This is a genomic window from Halioglobus japonicus (genome assembly GCF_001983995.1).
Taxonomy (GTDB): Bacteria; Pseudomonadota; Gammaproteobacteria; order Pseudomonadales; family Halieaceae; genus Halioglobus; species Halioglobus japonicus.
Map to the genome: position 1 here is coordinate 1992386 of NZ_CP019450.1, position 18216 is coordinate 2010601.

At 58.9% G+C, this 18216-nt stretch carries 17 protein-coding genes; 6 read left to right on the forward strand and 11 right to left on the reverse strand.

Features of this window, described 5'->3' with window-relative positions:
- Positions 1-42: 42 nt before the first annotated feature.
- Positions 43-1821, reverse strand: a complete 1779-nt coding sequence (locus BST95_RS09365; RefSeq protein ID WP_084199039.1) for a WS/DGAT/MGAT family O-acyltransferase — start codon at positions 1819-1821, stop codon at positions 43-45.
- 226 nt (positions 1822-2047) lie between these two features.
- Here BST95_RS09365 and BST95_RS09370 point away from each other — a divergent pair, with 226 nt between their 5' ends.
- Positions 2048-3199, forward strand: a complete 1152-nt coding sequence (locus BST95_RS09370; RefSeq protein ID WP_084199040.1) for a hypothetical protein — start codon at positions 2048-2050, stop codon at positions 3197-3199.
- A gap of 6 nt (positions 3200-3205) precedes the next feature.
- Here BST95_RS09370 and BST95_RS09375 read toward each other — a convergent pair whose 3' ends face one another.
- Together BST95_RS09375 and BST95_RS09380 are read right to left on the reverse strand one after the other, a co-directional pair.
- Positions 3206-3826, reverse strand: coding sequence for a class I SAM-dependent methyltransferase (locus BST95_RS09375; protein ID WP_229801656.1), 621 nt, complete (start codon positions 3824-3826; stop codon positions 3206-3208).
- 2 nt (positions 3827-3828) lie between these two features.
- Positions 3829-5835 carry a DUF3604 domain-containing protein gene (locus BST95_RS09380; RefSeq protein ID WP_229801655.1) on the reverse strand — a complete coding sequence of 669 codons (2007 nt, stop codon included), beginning with the start codon at positions 5833-5835 and terminating at the stop codon, positions 3829-3831.
- 220 nt (positions 5836-6055) lie between these two features.
- On the opposite strand from BST95_RS09380, the gene BST95_RS09385 reads away from it, so the two are divergent.
- The gene (locus BST95_RS09385) at positions 6056-6700 is read left to right on the forward strand and encodes a TetR/AcrR family transcriptional regulator (RefSeq protein ID WP_084199041.1); all 645 of its coding nucleotides are present in this window, start codon (positions 6056-6058) and stop codon (positions 6698-6700) included.
- Positions 6701-6705: 5 nt separating this feature from the next.
- Here the strand turns inward: BST95_RS09385 and BST95_RS20465 are convergent, their stop codons facing one another.
- The 5 genes from BST95_RS20465 to BST95_RS09410 all read right to left on the reverse strand — a co-directional run bounded on the left by BST95_RS20465 (position 6706) and on the right by BST95_RS09410 (position 12346).
- A complete protein-coding gene (locus BST95_RS20465) occupies positions 6706-6891 on the reverse strand; it encodes a cold-shock protein (protein WP_229801718.1) in 186 nt (61 codons plus the stop codon).
- Positions 6892-7226: 335 nt separating this feature from the next.
- Positions 7227-7439, reverse strand: a complete 213-nt coding sequence (locus tag BST95_RS09395) for a cold-shock protein (RefSeq protein WP_066049229.1) — start codon at positions 7437-7439, stop codon at positions 7227-7229.
- 89 nt (positions 7440-7528) lie between these two features.
- Complete coding sequence (locus BST95_RS09400; protein WP_084199043.1) at positions 7529-10297, reverse strand: valine--tRNA ligase; 2769 nt, start codon at positions 10295-10297, stop codon at positions 7529-7531.
- 136 nt (positions 10298-10433) lie between these two features.
- Complete coding sequence (locus BST95_RS09405) at positions 10434-10853, reverse strand: DNA polymerase III subunit chi (RefSeq protein ID WP_084199044.1); 420 nt, start codon at positions 10851-10853, stop codon at positions 10434-10436.
- Positions 10854-10861: 8 nt separating this feature from the next.
- The gene (locus BST95_RS09410) at positions 10862-12346 is read right to left on the reverse strand and encodes a leucyl aminopeptidase (protein WP_229801654.1); all 1485 of its coding nucleotides are present in this window, start codon (positions 12344-12346) and stop codon (positions 10862-10864) included.
- 93 nt (positions 12347-12439) lie between these two features.
- On the opposite strand from BST95_RS09410, the gene lptF reads away from it, so the two are divergent.
- The gene (gene lptF, locus BST95_RS09415) at positions 12440-13549 is read left to right on the forward strand and encodes an LPS export ABC transporter permease LptF (RefSeq protein WP_084199045.1); all 1110 of its coding nucleotides are present in this window, start codon (positions 12440-12442) and stop codon (positions 13547-13549) included.
- On the forward strand, positions 13536-14597 hold the full coding sequence (gene lptG / locus BST95_RS09420; protein ID WP_084199046.1) for an LPS export ABC transporter permease LptG: 1062 nt from the start codon (positions 13536-13538) through the stop codon (positions 14595-14597). The genes lptF and lptG overlap by 14 nt, the downstream gene beginning before the upstream one ends.
- A gap of 44 nt (positions 14598-14641) precedes the next feature.
- Here the strand turns inward: lptG and BST95_RS09425 are convergent, their stop codons facing one another.
- A complete protein-coding gene (locus BST95_RS09425; RefSeq protein ID WP_084199047.1) occupies positions 14642-15148 on the reverse strand; it encodes an RDD family protein in 507 nt (168 codons plus the stop codon).
- Positions 15149-15229: 81 nt separating this feature from the next.
- Between BST95_RS09425 and BST95_RS09430 the strand changes: the two genes are divergently transcribed.
- Positions 15230-15916 (forward strand): response regulator transcription factor, encoded by a 687-nt coding sequence (locus BST95_RS09430; RefSeq protein ID WP_084199048.1) that lies wholly within the window; start codon positions 15230-15232, stop codon positions 15914-15916.
- Positions 15917-15921: 5 nt separating this feature from the next.
- Positions 15922-17304, forward strand: coding sequence for a sensor histidine kinase (locus BST95_RS09435; protein ID WP_084199049.1), 1383 nt, complete (start codon positions 15922-15924; stop codon positions 17302-17304).
- On the opposite strand, the gene BST95_RS09440 is transcribed toward BST95_RS09435, so the two are convergent.
- Together BST95_RS09440 and BST95_RS09445 are read right to left on the reverse strand one after the other, a co-directional pair.
- Positions 17301-17669, reverse strand: coding sequence for a hypothetical protein (locus BST95_RS09440; protein ID WP_084199050.1), 369 nt, complete (start codon positions 17667-17669; stop codon positions 17301-17303). The genes BST95_RS09435 and BST95_RS09440 overlap by 4 nt on opposite strands.
- Entirely contained in the window at positions 17666-18145 is a 480-nt protein-coding gene (locus tag BST95_RS09445) for a hypothetical protein (protein WP_084199051.1), read from the reverse strand. Before BST95_RS09445 ends, BST95_RS09440 begins: the two co-directional genes overlap by 4 nt.
- Between the last annotated feature and the right edge of the window lie 71 nt (positions 18146-18216).

Below are 18216 nucleotides of genomic sequence, written 5' to 3' on the forward strand. Positions count from 1 at the left end.
CCGGCCTTCGCGCCGGGCTTTTTTGTGGCTGGCCGAGGGTGATCAGCTGGCCAGCTTTGGCTTGGCCTTGGGCCGCGCTTTGGCAGGCGCTTTCTTACGCGCGGGTGCCTTTTTTACCGTGGCCTTCTTTTTCGCCGCTGGTTTTTTCTTTGCTGCGGCTTTCTTTACCGGAGCCTTTGCCGCCGCCGCTTTTTTGGTAGGCGCTTGTTTGGTGGCCGCCTTTTTCCCTGCAGGTGCTTTTTTCTTGGCAGCGGGCTTTTTCTTTGCCGCAGCTTTCTTTTTGGCAGCAGCTTTTTTCGCCGGTGCTTTCCCGGAGGCGGTTTTGCCGCCAGTTGTCGCAGGCTTGGCTGCAGCGCGTTTGCGCTTGCGGGCGTCAACCTTGCCCTCGGTGGCCTTGGCGTCGGCCGTGACCGCGGCATAGAGGTTTTCATAGGCCTCTACGAGGCAATCATGGTAAGTCTCTGGGTCGGGAATGATATTGCGATCGCCCAGCATCGATAGCGTCACCTTGCCGGAGTAGCTGAACACCAGGTGGAACAGCCCCACACCCGGGGTGAGTAATCCCAGACCGAAGTAATCCACCATGCGGGCCCCGGCGCAATACAGCGGGAAATCGGGTCCCGCGACGTTGGAGACCACCGTGGAAATGTTCGCGGGAACATAGGTGGAAAGCTCATTGCGCGCCCAGATTCCGGCAGCTGTTTTTGCCACGACCGGAGAGACTGCACCGGCAATTTTCAGTACGTCTACCAGTGGGCTGGCTTCGCCGCTGGTCTTGGCATCCTGCGAAGACTGGTGCACGGCGCGCAGGCGCTCCAGGGGTTCTTCAATATCCGTGTGCAGTGAACAGTACACCGAACCCACCTGGTTGTTGTCGTCGGTAACACCACGGCGAGTGCGCATATTCAGTGGAATACCTGCGGCCAGAGACCCTTCCTCGGGGGCATGCCCATGATGCTTAAGGTATCTTTGCATGGCGCCGCCAATAACGGTGAGCGCCACATCGTTGACGGTGACGCCGGCGGCGTTTTTGATCGCCTTGAAACCGTCGAGTGGAAACTCCGCCGCGTCAAACACGCGGTGCGGTCCGACCGGTTGGTTGAGAATGGTTTTGGGAGCGGTAATGTCGGGTGCAGGGATTTCGTTGCGGGCGACATCCAGGGCATAGCGTCCCAGATCCACGGCGTTTCTCACCGTGCCCTTGAGCAGATCGACGGTGTTCTTCACGCCATTGAAACTGGCCTTGGTGAGCAGTTCCGACACGCTCGGCTCTACATCGACCAGCATTGGCTCTTCATCTTCTTCGACGTCCGGACCTGGGTTGGCAACCAGGTCGTGAATCAGCGCCATAAACGAGGAACCGCCAGCGCCGTCAACCAGAGAGTGATGCATTTTTGTATAGATGGCGAAGCAGCCGCTGGGCAGGCCGGGAATATTGTCCAGGCCCTCGATAATATAGGCCTCCCAAAGGGGGCGGCTCATGTCGAGCGGACGGGCGTGCAGCCTGGCGACCTGAATGCACAGTTGGCGCCAGTCGCCGGGTTCGGGCAGGGCAATGTGCCGCAGGTGGAATTCGACGTCAAAGTTAGCGTCTTTGACCCAGTAGGGGCGATCCAGTCCGCCGGGTACCTCTATCAGGCGCGTGCGAAACATGGGTTGTTTGTTAAGGCGTCGCTGGAAGCTGGAGATAACATCCTTGAAACGCACAAAACCACCCGGGGCAGTCGAGGGATCGTAAATACCGAGGCCGCCAATGTGCTGAGGTGTATTGGTTTGCTCCAGATTGATAAAGGCGGAGTCGAGAATACCTAACTGCTTCATGAGTAAGTGCCTTGCCAGTGGTCTTGGGTCGGTAATAACAGGGGGAATTCCCTGTTTCCAAGGTGAGGCGTCGTTATATCATTGAATGTAGAAGGTCGCCAGAATGGTTGTGCAAATATTGTCCAATGTGTTGAATAGTTGTCCCCTTAAATGCTTTGCCGCGGGCATCGCACTGCTAGTGAGCGTGTCCTCTTATGCGGCTCCGGCCGCGTATGGGAAGTACTTTTTGCGGGCTGAACCTGGTGTTGATTCCGGGGTGGCGGCGCAGTCCGGCCCGGCCATTGATCGGGATAAGCTGCAACGCCTGCTTGAAGAGCGCGAGCTTGTCGGTGGACCCTACGCCGATACATTGACCGAACCACTGGCCCAGTTGGGCGATCAGTTATTCGCGGTGGGTGATTACCCCGCGGCTGTCATCGCGTATCGCAGGGCGCTGCACGTGTTGCGCATTAACGATGGGCTTTACAGTGAGCGCCAGGTGCCCGTTCTAAGACAGCTTATTCTGGCGTTTCGCGCTACCCAGGACTGGCAGACCCTGGATGGACGCTACGAATATTTCTTCCGTGTTTATGGCCGGGGCCAGCCACCGTATACCGAGTTGCGCCTCAGGGCCGCGCTGGAGTATTTACGCTGGCAACGCGAAGCCGTGCAGCTGAAGCTCGGGGGTGAGCCCCGCCGGTTATTGGATCTGGTGTCTCTCAACGGCGATTTGCTGAAGGCGACCATGAATGATTCGCAGGCGCCATACGCCTGGAAAAAGGGCCTGGCGCAAAGCCAGATGGAAAACCTTTACCTCGTGATGGATGTGATTGAGCCGCTGGTGCGGCAGGCTGAATTCAGTAATTCGAGAGATATCTTCGGCGCCCAACCACTGTCAGCCGATCTCGACCAGCAGCGGATGAGCGGGCTGCTGCGCACCGCCCCGGCCAAAGGGCGGCAAATAGTGCAGGCGCTGCAACTTGCAGCGGGCGACGATACTGTGGAAATTGCTGCCCTCAATCTGGCACTGGGCGATTGGCACCACTGGACGGGTAATCGCTATCGAGCTGCGGAAGCCTATACGCGAGTCGAGCAAAACCTGCGCGAAGCGGGGGAAACTGCGCTGTTGAAGCAGTGGCTGGGAGCACCGGTGGCTTTACCCGCCAATAACGCGTTTGTTCGTCCCTTGCCCGATGAGGATCTGGTGCGGGTCAACGCCCTGTTTGACGTGTCGCGGCAGGGGCGCGTCAGCAACGTTCGTGTCGAGGCGCCGGACGACAAGTCAAGCAGCACGTCGCGCTTTCGTCGCCGTTTGAATGCGACGTTGTTTCGACCGCAGTGGGAGGGCGGCGAGCCGGTCGAGAGCAGGGTTGAACGCGAGTATAAGCTGCTGCCCTGATACCCCTTAGGCGTTCTCGATAACCATGATGGCGCCGTTGGCTTCGATCGATCCCCGGGTGCTCCACTCGTGTACTTCAGCGAAGTGTTTGTCCGCGCACTTTTCAGCGATCTCGAAGAACGGTGAACGCTCAGGGTCGGCGACCAGAATATGTTTGACGCCGGCTTTGACCGCGCGGTTGATCATGTTGGTGACCGGCTTCACCAGTTCATCCCAGAAGCAGATGTCTGCGGCAATCAGCATGTCGTATTGACTGAGCTGACGCGTGGTCAGTTTCTCAAAGCGTGACACGAGGTGCTCAGTAGTCACGCCATTCAGTTCGGCGGTGGCGCTCAGAAAAGGGAAGACGTCCGGGTCAGCATCCATGGAGGTGACTTCAGAGCGGAAATTTTTCGCACACCAGATGCCTGAGAGGCCCCAGCCACAGCCCACGTCCAGCACCTTGCCCGTGTGCTCGGGCGGATGCTGTTTTAGGTAGTCGATAAGCAGGCAACTGGATTTCCACAGCTTGTTGCCGTGAATGGAGGGCTCAATGCCCAGGCGTTTTACCTTGCGAATGGCGGGATGCGACGCGGTGGGCATGCGAACGCCGCGGAAGCGGCGTTCCAGAACAGGCTTGTTGGCCAAAACTATACCTCATTGGGATTAATCCATATCGGCGATGTCCAGGCGCGTTCCTGCAGAGTGGGGGCGTAGAACGGTTCCTCTTCAGGATTCAGGCAACAGCGGCCGAATACGTCGCCGATGGCACCGGCTTCATCCTGAAATATTTCCGTTTGCTGTGCTGCCTGCTCACTGCAGTTTTCAGCGAATGGATTAACGCCATAGGACTGACACTGTAGTGTGCTCCAGCGACAGGAGGGGTTTTCCAGCACTCTGACATAGTAAAACGCGGACTCGGCGGCATTGTACGCGGGATCGCGCCAGGCCGTACATAGATTTTTGTGGCCGCTGCCAACAGGAGTACAGGTCTCGGGATGTACACTGGCGCCGTTATCGGCGCTGCCAGCGACATCAAACACCTGCTCGTGGGTGTTGCCATCGGCATCGAGCCAGCCTTTGATCACCTGAATGCGCTGCAAATCCAGACCGGGGTTGGCTGCTGTGCCTGGATCTTTAGCGGCGCTGACGATAAAGGCCGGCGATGCGCCCGGGGCGGCTAACTCGCCACCCATGGGTACGCCGCCCGCATAGGCTTTCTCCAGCATCTGTGGGTCATTGCAGATATCATCTGGGAAATCTTCGCCCGCGAAAAAGCGCACCACGGGGCGTGTGCCACTGGTGGCATAAGCCTCGCGGCGACGCATGCCTTCGAAGATCGCATCGCGCGAGTTCTCCTCTGCCCAGACAATGGCGAGGCCGCCCGGGTTGTCGAAGAAATGATCCTGTACATTGCGATAGCCGGCGTCTCGGCGCCCGAGGTGGCCGGTGTAGTTGAACTCTTCAGCCCCGCCGGGAGATGCGCTGTGGGTGTCAGTACTGCCGATAAAGCCCGGTTTGAAAGGGTTGATACCCGTTTTTTGCTCCAGTGCCAGACCGTCCTTGAGTACATTGCGCATCATATTGCGCCGACCGTATTCATCCAGTGGCACAGGATCGGCCTCCGCAGTTTGTACTTCGCCGAACAAGGTGCCCAGCATCGCCAGGTTGTCAGCGACAACCTGTTCAAAGTCGCATAGCTCGTCTTCGGTATCGAGTCCGCGCCCCAGCAGGCGATCGAAGCGACATTCGCTGGCGGCCTTGTGTTGCACCAGCTCTACCAGGGGTTCGAAAAACAGACGTTCCCTGGCTTCCTCTTCCGACTGTGGGTCGGGGAACATCAGGCCGCGGCTGAGGTTGGAGTTGTGCGAAATCGCCAGGACATCACAGCCTTCCTTGCCTTCGATACATTCCTCTCGCAGCCGTCGCCACAATTCGGGCACATTGCGTGACCCTGTGTCGTACGTGGAAATGGCTGTATCGGTCACCTGGGCGTTCCGATAGATAACGTTGCGGTGCAGGTTGGAGTAATTGGGCGCGTCAGTGTATTCGTAGCCCACAAAGGTGGTGAAGCTGCATTCGGCGCTGCGGTCGTAGTGTTCTTCAGCCGCATCCTGTACGCCTTGCCAGGCCTCCTTGTGCGCTGCATCACAGTCGCCCATGGTACAGACAAACGATTCTGCTTTGGTGCTGCTGTTGTCGACGACGCCCATCTTTGCCCAATAGTCAGCCGCCAGTAATTGGACGATGTACCAGTCGCTGCGGCCCATGATGCACGCGGGAAACCAATAGGCGAGCTTGGAGGAATCCTGGGTACAGAGATTGATCGGTCCCAGGAATTCTGAGTGATCGGTCACCGCGGTAAAGTCCAGTGGCCGCTCTATCTGTGCTCGCAGCGTTTGCTGACCATCGGCGTCGGACAGCGTGATCGCCTCACCCTTAGCATAGCGATAGGCTGCTGAGGGCTCATTGCGCTGACTCGACACATAGCTGTCAAATGAGTAACTGGTGTGCACATGCAGGTCACCAAACATAGGCTTGCGCGTTTCACTGTAGTCGTGGCACGGCTCGCGCTCCTCGGTTCGCTCGAAAGCGCCAGCGTAGGAAGCGGTAGCGGTCGCCGTAATCAGCGCCAGGGCTTTAAGGGTCGGATGCATCGGCAACTCCAGTCTCATTCTTATCGATGTGAAGCATAGGGGGTGGCCTGGCCCGGGGGGATGCACTAGCGGGTCAATTTCGTGGTCTAAATAGATCCCGTGGACCGCCACATGTCGAAATTACGTCCTCTTACGTTCGGTAGCCAAGACTCTCGACCTGAGCTAGGCTATTTGACATAGATGCGACAACCAACACTGGTTGCGAACGGTAGGGGCGCCCATGACGACACCCAAACGACAAGTAGAGTTACTTGAAAAGAACCGTCCTCGCCAGGAACGGGCCAAGCGCACCTACGAGGCGATTATTAATGCGGCCGCAGAGCTGTTGGTGGAGGTGGGTGTTGAGCGAATCTCTACCAATCTGATCGCCGAGCGCGCCGGCATTACCGTTCCCGCGCTGTATCGTTATTTCCCGAACAAGTATGCCGTCCTCTATGCCCTGGGGGCCGTGCTTATGGATCGGCAGAACGAGGCATTTCAACGCTGGCTTGAGGAGTTCGCCACGCCAGGGACCGAGCCGGATGTGGCCGAGGCTATCTACAGCGTACTCAAGCTGACCTACGATGTGACCCGGGATATGTCCGGTGGGTTGGAGACATCATTGGCCCTGCGTGCGGTAGAGCCCCTGCGTGAGCTGCGTATCACGTCCAACCGCATGGTGGCGGAACAATTTGCCGCATACCTGGCGGAGCGCACTGGTGTCAGTCTGGATGCTGAGCTACAGTTGCGCTGCAGGCTGGGTGTGGAGATGGGTTACGCGGTCGTAGAGAGCGCACTGGAAGACAGTGCGCTGCCGGCTGATGCCTTGATTCGCGAAGGCGCGCTCATGTTGCACGCCTATATGCAGGCCGCCGTGGGCAACTGAGCCGCTTATTCGGCGACAACATCCTCGGCCTGAGGGCCTTTATCTGTCTGTGCTTCCACAAAGTTGACGCGCTGGCCGTCTTTCAGGCCGCGGCGATCGCCACCGCGAATGGAGCGGAAGTGCACGAAGATTTCATCGCCATTGTCCTTGGTGATAAAACCGAAACCCTTGGTGCCATTAAACCATTTCACGCTGCCCTGTTCTCTGGGGCCACTAGCCCCGGTGCTGGCGGGAGCGGCAGCTTCGCGGCTGTCGGAACCTGTTGCCGCTGCGTTGCCGCCGGGCAGAAGGGCGCTGGCGAGAGCGGCGACAACAAACAGAGCGATGGTTGGTATCTGGGGGAGTGCTGTGCTAGCGGCCCAGCAGGCGGCGCCGACGGCGGTGGCGATGGCGACTTTGGCGAACAGATTCATATTGGATAGCCTCTGGTTTCTCTGGGCAATAGTAAGCCGCGAAAGCTATCGCTTCCGCAGGGTGGTGACTGAACGAGGGAATCTCTGCCCGGGAGTGGGCGAATCCAGGTCAGTTACAGCTTCTGGACGTTCTCAGCCTGGAGCCCTTTGGGGCCTTCGACCAGTTTGAACTCTACCGTCTGCCCTTCATTGAGCGTGCGATAGCCATCTCCCTCGATGGAGCGGAAGTGAACAAATACATCGTCGTCGCCTTCCTCGCGGGTGATGAAGCCAAATCCTTTGGCGTTGTTAAACCACTTTACCGTGCCATTTACACGATCACTCATACCACTTTCCTCGGTTTTTAGCGTATTGCTTTTATTATGCTCCCGCGCCCGAGAGGGCGGAGGAGACTTGAAACCGTTTGCGGCTGCGATTACATCTGCTGGATCTGCGTCTGCTGCTCCTGAAGCTTCTCCAGCGCCTGTTGTTGCGCCTGCATTTTCTCCCGCTCTTTTTCCACAACGGCTGCGGGGGCCTTGTCGACAAATGCACTGTTAGCGAGTTTTCCTTTGACTCGTCCCAGCTCTTTTTCCAATTTGTCGATTTCCTTGGCAAGGCGCGCCAACTCTGCGTCCTTGTCTATCAGGCCGGCCATCGGAATCAGAATCTCCAGTTCACCTACCAGAGCCGTGGCCGCCACGGGTGCTTCAGCTTGTTCGTCCAGCCACTCGATGTTCGAGAGCTTGGCAAGCTTTCTGAGGAATGGCGCGTTTTCTTGCAGTCTGCGTTTATCTTCGTCGCTGCCATTCTTCAGGAGTACTGCGAGTTCTTTGCCCGGTGCGATATTCATCTCGCCACGGATGTTTCGGACACCCACAATGACACCCTTCAGCCATTCTATATCCGCATTTGCGGCGCTGTCCATAGCGCTAGTATCCGCTATCGGATAGGGCTGCAGCATGATGGTGTCACCTGACCTGCCCGCCAGTGGGGCAACGGTCTGCCAGATTTCCTCCGTAATAAAGGGCATAAGTGGGTGTAGCAGGCGCAGCGATGTCTCCAGTACCCGTATCAGGGTGCGGCGCGTGCCGCGCTTGGCTTCGACGCTGGCGTTGTCGTCCCACAGGACGGGCTTGGACAGTTCCAGGTACCAGTCGCAGTACTCATTCCAGATAAATTCGTAAATAGCCTGCGATGCCAGGTCGAAACGGTAGCTGGCGATGGCCCGCTCCACGTCCTGTTCGGTTTCCTGTAGGCGGCTGATAATCCAGCGATCGGCGAGGCTGCGTTCGATGGGCAGCGACTCGTCCTGGCCGCAATCTTCGCCGTCGCAGTTCATCATCACATAGCGCGCGGCATTCCAGATCTTGTTACAGAAGTTGCGGAAGCCTTCGATGCGGCCGATGTCGAACTTGATGTCGCGACCAGTGGATGCCAGCGAGAAATAGGTGAAGCGCAGTGCGTCGGTTCCGTAGGGGGCTATGCCCTCCGGAAACTCCTTGCGGGTTTGTTTCTCGATTTTTGCCGCCAGCTTGGGTTGCATCATGCCGGCGGTGCGTTTTTTCAGCAGGCTGTCCAGGTCAATGCCGTCGATCAGGTCGATCGGGTCGAGCACGTTGCCCTTGGATTTGGACATCTTCTGGCCCTGGCTGTCACGCACCAGGCCGTGTACATAAACCGTGTGGAAGGGCACTTCCTTGCGGAAATGCAGGGTCATCATAATCATCCGGGCAACCCAGAAGAAGATGATGTCAAAGCCGGTGACCAGCACGGAACTCGGATGGAAAATTTGCAGCTCTTCGGTTTCGTCGGGCCAGCCCAGGGTGGAGAACGTCCACAGTGCAGAAGAGAACCAGGTATCCAGCACGTCCGGGTCCTGGTGCAGGGCAATGTCGTCGGCCAGGCCGTGTTCGCTGCGCACCGCGGCTTCGGACTCACCGACATAGATGTTGCCTTCGCTGTCATACCAGGCGGGAATACGGTGTCCCCACCACAACTGCCGGCTGATACACCAGTCCTGGATGTCGCGCATCCAGGCGAAATAGGTGTTTTCCCACTGTTTCGGCACGAACTGAATATCGCCGTCTTCCACCGCCTTGATGGCGGGTTTGGCCAGCTCGCGGGCGTCTACATACCACTGGTCGGTCAGGTAGGGTTCGATCACGACACCCGAACGGTCGCCGCGGGGTACCTTTAGGGTGTGGTCGTCGATTTTTTCCAGCAGGCCAAGGGCATCGAGATCGGCGACGATTTGCTTGCGCGCGTCGAAGCGGTCCATGCCGACATACTGCTCCGGCGCTTCGCCGCCGATACGGGCGTCGTCGTCGAGGATGTTAATCATGACAAGCCCGTGGCGCTTACCCATTTCATAGTCATTGAAATCGTGGGCGGGGGTGATCTTCACGCAACCGGTACCGAACTCGCGATCGACATAATCGTCACCGATAATCGGGATCTGACGACCTGTCAGGGGCAACTCTACCATGCGCCCGATGAGATGCGCGTAGCGCTCATCTTCCGGGTGTACAGCCACGGCGGTGTCGCCGAGCATGGTCTCAGGACGGGTGGTGGCCACGGTAAGATGGCCTTCGCCGCCAGTGAGTGGGTAATTGAAGTGCCACAGGCTGCCCTGTTCCTCCTCGGAGATAACTTCGAGGTCGGAGATGGCGGTGTGCAGTACCGGGTCCCAGTTCACCAGGCGTTTGCCGCGGTAGATCAAGCCTTCCTTGTAGAGGCGGATAAATACTTCCTGCACCGCATTGGACAAACCTTCGTCCATGGTGAAGCGCTCGCGCGACCAGTCCATGGAGGCGCCCAGGCGGCGCAGCTGGCGGGTAATGGTGCCGCCAGACTCTTCTTTCCACTCCCAGACTTTTTCGACAAATTTTTCGCGGCCGAGATCGTGGCGGCTAATGCCCTGGGCTTCGAGTTGGCGCTCAACCACCATCTGGGTAGCGATACCGGCGTGGTCGGTACCGACCTGCCACAGGGTGTTGTAGCCCGCCATCCGATGGTAGCGAATCAAGGCGTCCATGATGGCTTCCTGGAAGCCGTGGCCCATGTGCAGGCTGCCCGTCACATTGGGCGGGGGAATCATGATGCTGTAGGCCTCATCGCCGCCCTGCGGGGCGAAATAGCCTTTCTCTTCCCATTCCTGGTACCAGCGGGTTTCGATATCTGCGGGTTGGAACGTTTTATCCATGCTCGAGTGAATCCGGGGGTCAAAATAAGGGGCGCGATTATACGCGAAGGTGCCCGGTTATTATAGAAGCAGGCAGAGGGTTTGATTTGTGCCAGGGGGCGCTTTGAATCCCGGCCTTCGGGGGAGTGTCGGGGCGTTACAAGTCGTGTTTTTCGAGCTGGTAGCCCCGGTCCTTGTAGAACATCCAGGACTCGCGCAATGCCGCCAGACTGTCTTCGTCCTGGGTGACAACTTCGGCCACACGCGCAAACCGGCTGAAAAACGCCGGGATGTCCAATTGCAGGTTGATCATCAGGTCGTTGTGATCACCCGGATCCTGCCCCCAGCCTATGCCAATGGGCTGCGCCAGGGCGTCGCCGGCCAGGGCATGGGGGAGAAAACTGCTGGGTCGGTAGCTCCACAGGAGCTGGTCGAGGGCCTCTGCCTGAGCCCGGTCGACCGCATTGATGTAGATACGATGCCCCTGGGCGAAAGCCTTATCAGCCAGGCGCGCGGCGACGGTGAGGCGCTGGGACGCCTCAGCCGCCTGGACTACGTAGAAACCGACCCGGGTCATGCGCCGCGTTAGCCTGCGCGATCTTGCAGGTAGCGGGTCAGCAGGCTCACGGGGCGACCCGTAGCGCCTTTGGGTGCACCACTCCAGGCAGAGCCCGCAATGTCGAGGTGGGCCCAGTCGTAGGCCTTGGTGAACTCCGACAGGAAGCACGCAGCGGTGACACTGCCGCCGCCAGGGCCGCCAATATTGGCAAGATCGGCAAAATTGCTTTTCAGCTGGCGGGTGTAGTCGTCCCATAGCGGCATGCGCCAGGCGCGATCGTGGCTCTCGGTGCCCGCTGCCAGGAGCTGCTCGGCCAGCTCATCCTGATTGGCGTACAAACCGGTGGCGTGTGCCCCCAGCGCGATAACACAGGCGCCGGTGAGTGTAGCGATGTCGATGACTGCTGCAGGCTTGTAGCGCTCCACATAGGTAAGCGCATCGCACAGCACCAGGCGACCCTCGGCATCGGTATTAAGCACTTCAATGGTCTTGCCTGCCATGCTCGTTACCACATCGCCGGGCTTGGTTGCGCGGCCGCTGGGCATGTTTTCCGCGGCGGCGACCACGGCCACCACATTCAGTGGCAGGTTCATTTGGGTTACCGCTGTCATGGTGCCGAATACGCTTGCAGCGCCGCCCATGTCGTATTTCATTTCGTCCATCTTGGCGCCGGGCTTGAGGGAAATGCCGCCGCTATCAAAGGTAATACCCTTGCCGACCAGCACGTAGGGCTTGTCACTCTTCTTGCCGCCGTTGTACTCCATGACGATGAGTTTGGCGGGTTCGTCGGTGCCAGCAGTGACAGACAGCAGTGAACCCATACCCAGCTCACGCATTTTCTTCTCGTCGAGAATTTGCACTTTTACCTGCTTGTGGCTGCGGCCCAGCATGCGAGCCTGGGCTGCAAGGTGCGTGGGCGTGCAGTAGTTGCCGGGAAGGTCGGCCAGATGGCGTGCTACGTTAATGCCCTCGCCGGTAGCGGCACCGGTTGCGAGCGCCTTTTCAGCCGCTGCTTTACTCATGGTGCCAGCCACAACCAACTTATTGAGCGCCATGGGCGGACGCGGCTTGGACACCGTTTCGGTATATCGATAGGCGCGGGACGTGAGATCCCTGGCCAACATGTCCAGCAGCCAGGCTTCGTCGGCATCGGTGACAGGAATCTCACCGATGAGCAGCAAGGCGTCCTTTGCGTCCAGGTGGTTGAGAGCGGTGTACAGGCCCTTGGCAAAATCGCGTGCTGCGGCGCGGTCAAAGGACTTCTTCTCGCCGCAACCTATCAGCAGGACGCGCTTGAGCTTGCCGCAGCCCAGCAGCGTGTGGCCTTCGCCGGTTTTGCCTTTGAAATCGCCCAGTTCGATAGAAGCGCTGATCGCGCCGCCACAGGCCTTGTCCAGTGCTTTGGCCTGGCCTTTCAGGGCTTCGCCTTTGAACAGCGGCAATACGGCGCAGGCGCTGCTCGCCTTGCTTGCGTCTTCGACTTTGCGAGCGGAAAACTTGATGGTAGTCATGGGGGAATTGCCTCGTAGTATCAACGGGCGATAGTGTATGATGTTGCGGACATAAACTGAACCGAAAAAGCCCGCTGCAGCAGACGCCCCGGCATGAGAATTTTACGCTACCTAACCCGCGAAGTACTCACCCACATGCTGGCTGTGAGCTTTGTCTTGCTGGTGATTATTATCAGCGGGCGTTTCGTCAAGTATCTGGCCGAGGCCGCCGTCGGCGATCTGGCGGCCAATGTACTGTTGCCGGTGATGTTCTATCGCCTGCCCGGGTTCCTCGAACTGATAATTCCTCTGGGGCTGTTCATCGGCATTCTCATGTCTTACGGCCGCCTCTACGTCGAAAGTGAAATGGTGGTGCTCTCCGCCTGTGGCGTCAGCCCGTCCCGGCTGGCCCGCTACACGCTGGTGCCGGCAGTGATTGTGAGTGTGCTAGTAGGGGTGCTCAGCCTCTGGGTGACGCCCATGGGGGCATCGCGTTCCGAGGCGCTGCTGGACGACCCGGAATCCTCACAGGGGCTGCATGCCATGGCCGCGGGGCGGTTTCAGAGCCGGCGCGCTAGCGATACCGTCAGCTATGCCCAGCGTATTGATCAGGACGGCACGATGTACTCGGTTTTTCTGTCCCAGCGCGAGCGCGACAGTAGCGGTAATCTGCGCATGGTGGTCACGGTGGCAGAGGAGGCCGAGATGATTCTCGATGGGGTCTCCGGCGCCCGTTACCTGGAGTTACGCAACGGCTATCGCTACAGCGGATATCCGGGCAACATGGACTATGATATCGCCCAGTTCGATACGTTTGGCGAAATGATTCCCGAGCCGGAGGGCGGTATTCGCACCGCCGACCCTGTCGATGGTCGCGCAACCTCACGGCTGTGGGCCTCCGACAGCCTGGAAGACAGGGCGGCACTGCAGTGGCGTTTGTCGATTCCCCTGATGGTGCCTATTGTGGCGGTCATTGCCATGTGCCTGAGCCGCACCGATCACCGCCGCGGCCGCTACGCGAAGATGGCTCCGGCGTTTCTCATTTACCTTGCTTACCTGATGTTGCTGGCGAATGCTCGAACGGCCTTTGCCGAGGGCGGTGGGGTGCCCGGCGGTTTGTGGTGGGTGCACTGCCTGTTCGCCCTGGTGGCGCTCGCTATGTTGTATGGCGACAGCCTGCGCACTCGATTCACCTACTGGAGGCGGAATCGTGCGTCAGCTTGATCGCTACATCGGAAAGACCGTGTTGATGTCCATTCTGCTGGTGCTGGTGGTCATCGTGGGACTGGACGGCATTGCCGCATTTATCGACGAATCCGAGGATGTGTCCGAGACCTACACCTTTGGCAAGGTCGCTCTCTACGTATTGCTCACCCTACCAGGGAGTTGCTACGAATTTATTCCCTTTGCCGCGCTAATCGGCTGCATGCTGGGCCTGGGTCAACTGGCAACTTCCAGTGAGTTGGTGGTTATGCGTGCCGCCGGGGTCTCCATAGGACGGCTTACGTGGCTGGCGCTGAAGCCGGCATTGGTGATCGCGCTGGTGGGGTTTGTGTTGGGCGAGTTTATGGCGCCGCGCACCGATCAGATGGCGGAAACCCAGCGTGCGCTTGCGCAGAATCCGGGAGAGAGTTTTTCCGGCAGGCACGGTGTTTGGAACCGTGAGGGAAATACCTTTTTCCATTTCAATGCCGTGGAACCCCAGGGCATTGTGCACGGTATCACCCTGTTACAGATGGACGACCGCAACCAGCTGCAGTCATCGCTGCGCGCGCGTCAGGCGGTGTATCAAGGCACGCACTGGGTCATGGAAGATGTGGTGCAAACCAATTTCAGCAGTTGGCAGACCAGTCGCGAGGAGCACGCCAGCCTGCGCTGGGATACGGGGATTACACCGGAGCTGTTGTCACTTGTGATTGTGGAGCCGGGGCAATTGCCGCTGGCGGACCTGTATCGCTATAGCCGCTACCTGCAGCAACAGGGCTTGGAGTCAGAAGATTATCAGCTGGCCCTGTGGCGCAAGCTGTTTCAGCCGCTGGCTGTGAGCGCCCTGGTGTTGATAGCGATTTCCTTCATCTTTGGCCCGCTGCGCGAGGGCACCATGGGCTTTAGGATATTTGCCGGTGTGATTGTCGGGATCGTCTTTCGGACCAGCCAGGATTTGCTGGGGCCGGCCAGCATGGTTTTTGGCTTCCCGCCCATTTATGCGGCTCTGGGGCCAATTATTCTGTGTATGCTGGCCGGGATTCTATTGCTCATGCGCGCAAGGTAGGCCCGGGGCCCTTTGTTTGGGTCAGTTGGCCTCGGGATTGAAGCCTACTTATCCCTGCTGGCTTTAGGCAGCAAGATCAGCTCCGTGCCGGACAGGTAGTCGTGCCAGTAGCGGTGATTGCGATCCACCAGTTTCCACCAGTAGCCCAATCCCAGACACGCGGCACTGATAGCCGCCCCGAGGCAGCGCAGTAAGACCTGGCCTGCGTTGATCCTGCCGCCGTCGGACCGCACCAGTTTGATACGCCAGGCCTGCATGCCCAGGGTCTGGCCATTCTTGAGCCAGAAGGCGCCAAAAAAAAGTATCAGTGACAGAGCTGTGAGGACTTGTCCCGCCAGTGGCGGCAACACCTCCCGTTCACCGCCGCTCAGCTGTACCGCTACGCCCAGCCCCAGGGCGTTCACCACAAAGATCAGCGCGATGACCAGCAAGCTGTCGTAAATCATTGAGGTGAAATGGCGTAGGATCGAGGGCGATGGCCCAGCTGGGTCCGTTGCAGGCGGCGGCTCGTTGACGATGTCTTTACTCATGGCGCCGTAGTCTACCACCATTGCGCTTCGATTAATGTTCGTTAATGGAGCCGGGGATTCGGGCTGTGCTACATTGCGCGTCGAGTAATAGAGTAATTCCTTATGCAAGTTTTGCTGGTTGAAGACGACCAGGCCCTGGCCGAGTTTATCGGCACCGAACTACAGCGCAGTGGCAGTAGCTGTGTGCACTGTGATGACGGTGATCAGGCCTACGCCACCGCGCTCGAGGGCGCGTTCGATGTCATGGTGGTCGACCGCATGCTGCCCGGACGTGATGGCCTGACCCTGATTCAGGATTTGCGTCGCCAGGGGCTGACCACGCCGGCACTGGTGTTGAGTGCTCTGGGCGAAGTCGATGATCGGGTGCAGGGCCTTAAATCCGGTGCCGATGATTACCTGGTAAAACCCTTTGCCATCGATGAACTACAGGCACGACTGCAGGTCTTGTTACGTCGAGGGTCTGCAGGTGGCAATGAAACCGTGACCCGCTTGCAGGTGGCCGATCTCACCATGGATTTACTCCAGCAGCAGGTCGACAGAGGCGGTGTTTCGATTAATCTGCAACCGCGCGAGTACCGCTTGCTCGAATACCTGATGCGTCACGAGAGTCAGGTTGTCACCCGGACCATGTTGCTTGAGCATGTCTGGGGCTATAACTTCGATCCACAGACGAACGTGATTGATGTGCATATCTCGCGACTGCGGCAGAAGCTCGACAAGGAGTTTGAGCAGCCGCTGCTGCACACCGTACGCGGCGCCGGTTATCGCCTCGGTCACGGCGCCGAGTAACCGCCGTGAATTTTCGCGAGGTTATCGCCAGCCTCACTTTCCGCTATATCGCCAAGTATCTGCTGGTACTTAGCGCCGCAGTGACGGCGCTGATGGCCAGTCTCTACGCCCTGTATAGCTATGCGTACTTTCATGATCTGGGCTCGAGTATCGTGGAAGAGCACGAAACCCTGAAACTGATCTATCGGGGGCAGGGCATGGACGGCCTGGGCAAGTATGTCCAGGACCAGCGGCAGAGCTGGTACGTTGATCGCTTTCATTACCTGATTCGGGATGGCGAAGGGAACACCCTATTAGGCGATTTGCCTGCGGGCACCAGTTACAGCGAGTTTGAAGACGGCTGGCTGGGCTTTGAACTGGCACTGCTGGAGTGGGGCGAGGAGGTGGGCGTTGAGTTTCTGGCCCGCCAGGTACAGTTAGACGAAAATGTGTTTGCACTGGTGGCGCGCAGTTTTGACGAAGCGGGCAAGCAGGGCAGGGTTGTCGTGGCCATGCTTTATCGCACCATGGCGGCGACGATTCTTCTGGGGCTGATCGGTGGTTTCTTTGCCGCGGCCCGCAGCCTGCAGCGAGTGGACTGGTTGAGTCGGGAGATGTCGCGGATTATTCGCGGCGACCCTTCCCAGCGGCTGGATGTGGACCGCGAGAAGGGCCAGGTAAAACAGCTGGCCCTGATGATGAACGAAATGCTCGACCAGACTGAGTCCCTCATGCAGGGGGTGCGCAGTGTATCGGACAATATCGCCCATGATCTGCGCACACCGCTGAGCCGCATGCGCAACCAGTTGAGCCAGCTGCAAGATAATGTGACACCGGATCGCAGTGCGGACGTGGAGCATCTACTGGCGGACTGTGATGCGCTGTTGACCTCGTTCAATGCCGTACTGCGCATTTCTGCCCTCGAGGCAGGTAGCCGTTATGCCGGTGGCACCGAGCTCGACCTGGCGGCGCTACTGGAGGATGTAGGCGACCTCTACGAACCGGTGGCTCACGACAAGGGCATCGAATTCAGCGTGAGCGCCGCAGGCCCACGCTACTGTGAAGGTGAGGCCGACCTGCTGTTTCAGATGTTTGCCAATGTGCTAGATAACGCCATCAAGTACACGCCGGAGGGCGGTCGTGTTGCGGTGAATCTGCAAGTGGGAAGTGGTGCCGAACTGCGGGTCAGTATCAGCGATACGGGGCCTGGTATATCAGCCGAGCACTGGGAAGATGTGTTCCGGCGTTTTTACCGGGTTGAGCCCAGCCGCTCTGGCCAGCCAGGCCATGGACTGGGCCTGAGCATGGCGCAGGCCATTGCTCACTATCACCATGGCGCCGTGGATCTGCATGACAATCACCCCGGCTTGCGGGTAATAATCAGCCTGCCGCGTCGGGTCCGGAGCTAGTCTTTCAGGGCGATGTGATCGGTGTCAGGCGCGGTGGCGGTTTCCGTCCTGCGGAATTCTTCTTCCAGTACTGCACTGCCTTCCGGTGCGAGTACGATCGACGACAAGTCCAGATCCGGGGCCTCGGCTTCCGGGGTCGCACAATCGGCAAAATCGGTACCCTCGGGAGACAGGTCGAGGTCATCGGTGTCGGGTGCCAATGGTGTCTCGTCCGCAGACAGGGTGGGGATCTCTTCGCCTGCGTCACCCATACTCAGGTGGGAGGTGTCCGGCGCAGCTGGTGCTGCAGAAGACGGCTCACTCAGGCGTGTCGCCGCCGCATCAACGGCAAGCGTACCGGTGTCGATATCTCTGGCTTCAGTCACCGTGCGCTCTTCGGGGCGCAGTACGTCACTTTGTGGAGGGGCGAGTGTGACGCCATCTTCATCCGCAGCGGGTGCGGAAGGCGGGGCTGGTTGCGAGATGCCGGCATCGGGGCCCCAGCGAGCGCGGCAATGCGCTCCGTTGCGGTTTGTGGAGGAGCGGCTGGCGGTGGCTCCACCGGCTGTGGCGCGGCGGCCGGCGATGCGGCGGGTTTGGATTGGGGCGGCGCAGAGGCATCCGCTGGATCGGCAGTCTTGATGACCGGACGCGCCCCGACTTTCTCCATGGCTTGCTTGTATTTGAGCGCCGTGGGCTTGTCGCAGTCTCGCTTCACCATGTGCATGCGACCGTTAAAGAGCTTGTTCACCATGGCTTCGTTGGCCTTGAACAACTGGCCAATACCCTGGCGAACTTTGGCCAGGTCCTGACCGGCGAGGACTTCACCGGCGAAATAAACGTTGTAGCGCGTATCCATCATCCTGACTCCTGTCGATGACACGTTCCAGTATACGCAGATTGACCGTTGGGGTCTTGCCGCAGAGCACCGCG